Below are 5,105 nucleotides of genomic sequence, written 5' to 3'. Positions count from 1 at the left end.
AACCAGCACCAGAAGTTAAACCTAACCCTGAAGTGAAACCGGAGCAACCGAAACCGGAGGTAAAACCAGATAAACCAGAAATAAAACCAGCACCAGAAGTTAAACCTAACCCTGAAGTGAAACCGGAGCAGCCGAAACCAGAGATAAAACCGGACAAACCAGAAGGAAAGCTAACTCCAGAACATAAAGAAGAAAACTCTAAAGAAGATTTGAGTAAAACACGTGTTGAACTTAAAAAATTAACAAGTAGAGAACTTAGAAATGAAAAAGGATATGTAGCCAACGAAGGTAATCAACCAGCTAATAATGCGTGGATAGTTGCTAAAACAGAAGCAGAAAAAGTACTTAAAAATTCAAATGCTACTAAAGAACAATTGGAAGCAGCTATTTCAAACTTAACAGAAAAAACTAATGCGGCTATTGTTGGAAGTGAAAAAACAAAAGTTAAAAAACTAATTGTTTCTTCAAATAAAGATAATGAAGATAAGTTAAAGTTACGAGCAGAGTTAACTAGAGCGAAAACTATCGAAGAAGTTAATGCTGTTGCTGAAAAAGTAGGAGGGAAGGTAACGCCTCCTAGTGGAAATAACACGGAAACAAAACCGGAAAAACTAGGAGAGAGCAACCCAGGAACAACTCCAGAAAAACCAGAAGTATCAGGAGAAACTAAGCCGGATAATCCGAAAAATGAGTCAACTCCAGAAAAACCAAAAACAGAAGATGGTAATATAGTAGCTATTAAAGAAGCAATAGTTACAAAAAATTTATCAGGTAAAGGTGGATTATTATTATTTGATGTAGAAGTTAAAAATACAGATGTAAACAAAGTAGGACTTGTTGCTTATCGAGATGGTGTAAAAACAGAGAATGTAACAATAGATAAATTTTTAACTGAATCAACTAATAAAGTGAGCTACAATATTACTGTTCCAGAAAATGAAACTAATAAAGATGTTAAATATAAATTTGTAGTAACTGTAGATGGTGTAGAAACAAATAAATATTTAGAAAAGATGCAAGAAGCCTTTGTAGAGGAAGCTAAAATATCAAGTTATTCACTAGAAAATGAAGTTCTTCAAGGTGGAGGAGAAGGAAGACTAGTTTTAAAAGGGAATAATTTAACAACTAGTAATGTGAAAATCAGAGTATTCAATGCAGATTCAGTAGAAGAAAATACTACACTAACAAATAATGTAGTATATGAAAAACGCAATAATGATCTTGTAGCGAGAATTAATTTCCCGGAAAATACTAAAAATACTTCAAAATCATATAAAGTGAAAATATATCAAAATGGTAAAGAAGTCAATATCACTACGTTAGAAGGAAGAGATAGACGCGATAAACCTACGTTTACAGTAGTAGCGAAAGATCAAGATAGTACAAAACCAGTATTATCAAATTTAACAATTACTTCATATAGAACAAGTGGGACTGGTGCTGTGAATGACGGGATAGAAAAAACTGAAACAACTGTAGCATCGAATCAAGTTAGTAAAAAAACTGAAGTTCACCTTTACGGAGCTAATTTGAATGAAGTAAAAACAAAAGTTAAGATAGTTGACCAAAATGGAGTAGAGTGGCCTATAGAAGGAGCTGAGAGTGATCTTATTAAAATGGTTCTTGCAGGTAAGAGCGGTGTAAATAATGGTATTCTTGGAAATGGAACATTCCAAATTGCTGAAATAATTTTACCTGGTAATTTAAAAGAGAATATGAAATTTACTTATACTTTTGCGGTGGATGGAACAAATTTTGATACAACTCATAAAGTACACGCTATTGTTGAAAAAACAGGTGGACAAGTAGATCCAGTTGTAAAAACTATAACACTTAAATATCAAGATGAAACTGGTAAAAAGATTGCTGAAGATAAAGTATTAAAAGCATATAGTCACTTCCCAGTTTCAGTAGGGAAAGCTGACTTAACAGGGTATACATTTGTTAAAGTAAAAGATATTAGTGCACTCAATGATAGAATTGGAGAAAAAACAGAAATAACATATGTATATAAGAATTCTAATGGTGATTCAATGACGACAGAAAAGCCAAAAGTTGAAGATTCAAATAGCGGAACACAGCCAGTGGTTAATGAAGATGTTAAGAAATTAAAAGAACAACTACAGAATCTTGTAGCAAAAGACCTAAGAACTGAATCTAATTATAAAATGCAAGGAACTGGAGAAGAAACTGCTTGGCTGAATTCAAGAAATAATGCAGAAAAAGTACTATCTAAGACTGGCGCTGATAAAAATGAATTAGAGATAAGAATTAATAAATTATCTGCAGCTATAAAAACGCTTGAGGAAGCAAATGCTCAGAAAAATAGTAGTTCTGCAGAAATAACACCTTCAAATAATAATTCAACTTCTATGACTGAGGAACTAGAAGAAGTCAAAAAAGAGGCTAAGAGTAGGGTTTTAAATTCTGAATTTGTTCAAGATAAGAATAAATATATTAAGAGAATTAAAGAAGCAACAACTGTAGAAGCTTTAAGAGCACTGATAGCAGAAATAGATAATTTAAATAATAATGAAGGGAAAGAATCTGCTACTGAAGAGAATATTGCAGAATCAGTTGAACAGCTAAAATCTAAATTACAAAAATTAGTAGATAATGATTTAAGAAAAAATGAAAAATTTTCCCAAGTAACACCAGAATTGCAGTCAGAATATAAAAAGGCAAGAGCTTTGGCTAGGAGATTATTAAATGAAGATTCAACTAAAGAACAATTAAAAGAACAAATATTAGCATTGGAAACAGCAGCTAAGAAAATTTTAGGATAATATAAAATAACGACTGGAACAAAAGTGTTCTAGTCGTTATTTTTATCTAAAATTAACAAGCCTTAAGATTTTATCGTAATAAGTATAATGATTTTCTAAAATGTCTTTCTCTTCTTTAACAAGCTCAGGGTCATCGGTAATGATACCATTTGCAGGGCTTTGTAGATATTTAGTAATTAGTGCTGAATCATTGATAGTCCAAACAAAAACTTTTTTATTTTGCTTTTTAGCTTGTTCTACAAGACGATCTCTATAAGAGAAATCTTCTATTACGAAAAAGTCGACGTTACTTTGGTGAAAGTTTCCAAATTGAAGAGGAATCACATAACCAGTTTCCAAGTTTGGCGCTTTTGTTTCTAATTCTTCTACTACTTTAGGATTTAATGACATAAATTTATAATTTTCAAGTTTTAATCTTTTGACTTCATTAATAAATATGTCGATATAATTAGATGGTTCCGCACCATGAGGTTTTAGTTCGATTACAAGCTTCATATTCAATTCTTTTGCTTTAGTTACAAATTCTTCTAGTGACGGAATTTTACTAGTATAGTCTCCTTGTTTTATCTGTAAGCCGACAATTTCATCAAAGTTCATATCTTGAACACGTTTATTAATACCAGCGAGTCTTTTTAGGTTAAAGTCATGCATAACGACAAATTTATTATCTTTTGTTAGTATAATATCAAATTCAACGTAATCAGCACCTACTTCTGCAGCACCTTCAAGAGCTTCAATTGAATTTTCAACGCCTTTAGCAACATATCCACGATGTGCTATTGTTTCAATATTCTTATTAACTCCATTCCCATATGTATTAAAACCATTAATAATCGTTGCAATTATTATAATGATAGTTGTAAAGGTTATTGCGAAGCTTGATTTTTTCTTGTTTTCATTAAGATTATTAACTAACTCTTCTGATATTTCATTATGATCGATAAGAATTGTAATTAGTGAGGTGATAACTGTTACTTTTGAGATAACTCCAAGAAAGAAAACAAGCGCACTAATTGATGAGAAAAATATAGTTTGAACTAGAGGATTATTCCCGTCACTATCGAAGTATATACAAATAATTGTAATTAGAGTTGTTAGGATCCCAGCTATTATTAGATATATAATTTCAAATAAACCAATAGTAAATAATAATTTTCTTTTACCAGATTTTGTAAGTTCCCAACTTCTTTTTATACTGTCTAGTATTTTTTCATCACCAACAGCAGTTAGTGGAAGGGTGAAAATTAGTCTAAGATTTATATATGCCAGTATTAACATTATTAAACTCCAGATAATAAAGCCACTAGTAGTTTTCATTATTTCATTACTAATAAATTTCGGAATAAATAAATTCTTTGCGATAACAGATTTAACACCAAGATTGATAGTTGGTATAGTTATAAGGAAGTAGACTATAAAAAATAAAGTTTGAAAACCTGCTAGGTTTTTAGTTTTTTTCCAAGCATTGTTCAATATATTTTTAAATGAATATTGTCTATCAGTTAATTGTCCATAAATAGTAAAGGTAAGTATTGAAAATTCAATAAACATAAAGAATGCTACTATAAGTATTAATATATTTAATATTACAAAACTATATGGATTGATTAATATGCTTAGAATATTATTCTTGTCTAAATGTTCTTCACCGGCGAGGGTAAGGGCTAGTTGGAAGATTTTGGCGATTATCCATAAACCACAGATTAAAATAAATTGAATGATAGCTGCGATTGAAATATAAGTGAATTTATAACGGTTAATGTTTTTTAATACATTAAAGAATAAATTTCTAATTGTAAAATTCATGATAACCTCACTTTTTATAGTATTTTTACGCTACTAGATTATACCAAAAATAAAATTATGTAGCAAGAAATTGGAGGAATAAAGAAAAATTTTTAAAATAAAAAAGTAACGTTACCTTTTTTCTTGACAAATCTCACCGTGTAGGTTAAAATTAAAAAGTAACGTTACCATTTGTATTTGGTAATTGTTAAATGTCATTATATAAACTAAGAAGGAGCTTGTAAATGCTAGCTAATAATTGGAAACAAAATCTTCATTTAGAACCTACTAAAGGTTGGCTAAACGATCCTAATGGATTAGCATACTTTAACGGAAAATACCATATTTTTCATCAATATTCTTATGAAGTAAATGGTGGACTAAAATTATGGTATTATTACACTAGTAGTGATCTAAAAAATTACGAAGACCGTGGCGTATTCCTAACACCAACTATAGAAGAAGAAACGCATGGTGTATATTCAGGAAGTGCCAATATAGAAGATGGAAAATTAGTCTTCTATTACACAGGAA

2 protein-coding genes and 1 pseudogene are annotated in these 5,105 nt (G+C 30.3%); 2 read left to right on the top strand and 1 reads right to left on the bottom strand.

The annotated features are described in order from the left end of the window. Window positions 1-2,786: MucBP domain-containing protein (locus tag RWS90_RS07600; RefSeq protein WP_399541622.1), on the top strand; the 2,786-nt coding region annotated here is incomplete at its 5' end. 42 nt (window positions 2,787-2,828) lie between these two features. On the opposite strand, the gene RWS90_RS07595 is transcribed toward RWS90_RS07600, so the two are convergent. Continuing rightward, entirely contained in the window at window positions 2,829-4,592 is a 1,764-nt protein-coding gene (locus RWS90_RS07595; RefSeq protein ID WP_314550170.1) for a glycerophosphodiester phosphodiesterase, read from the bottom strand. 224 nt (window positions 4,593-4,816) lie between these two features. Between RWS90_RS07595 and RWS90_RS07590 the strand changes: the two are divergent. After that, window positions 4,817-5,105 (top strand): annotated as a pseudogene (locus tag RWS90_RS07590) (glycoside hydrolase family 32 protein); the annotation flags it as partial.

The organism is uncultured Gemella sp. (assembly GCF_963529685.1).
Taxonomy (GTDB): Bacteria; Bacillota; Bacilli; order Staphylococcales; family Gemellaceae; genus Gemella.
The sequence above is the reverse complement of the archived record's forward strand: the minus strand, read 5'-3'. Positions and strand labels throughout refer to the sequence as shown.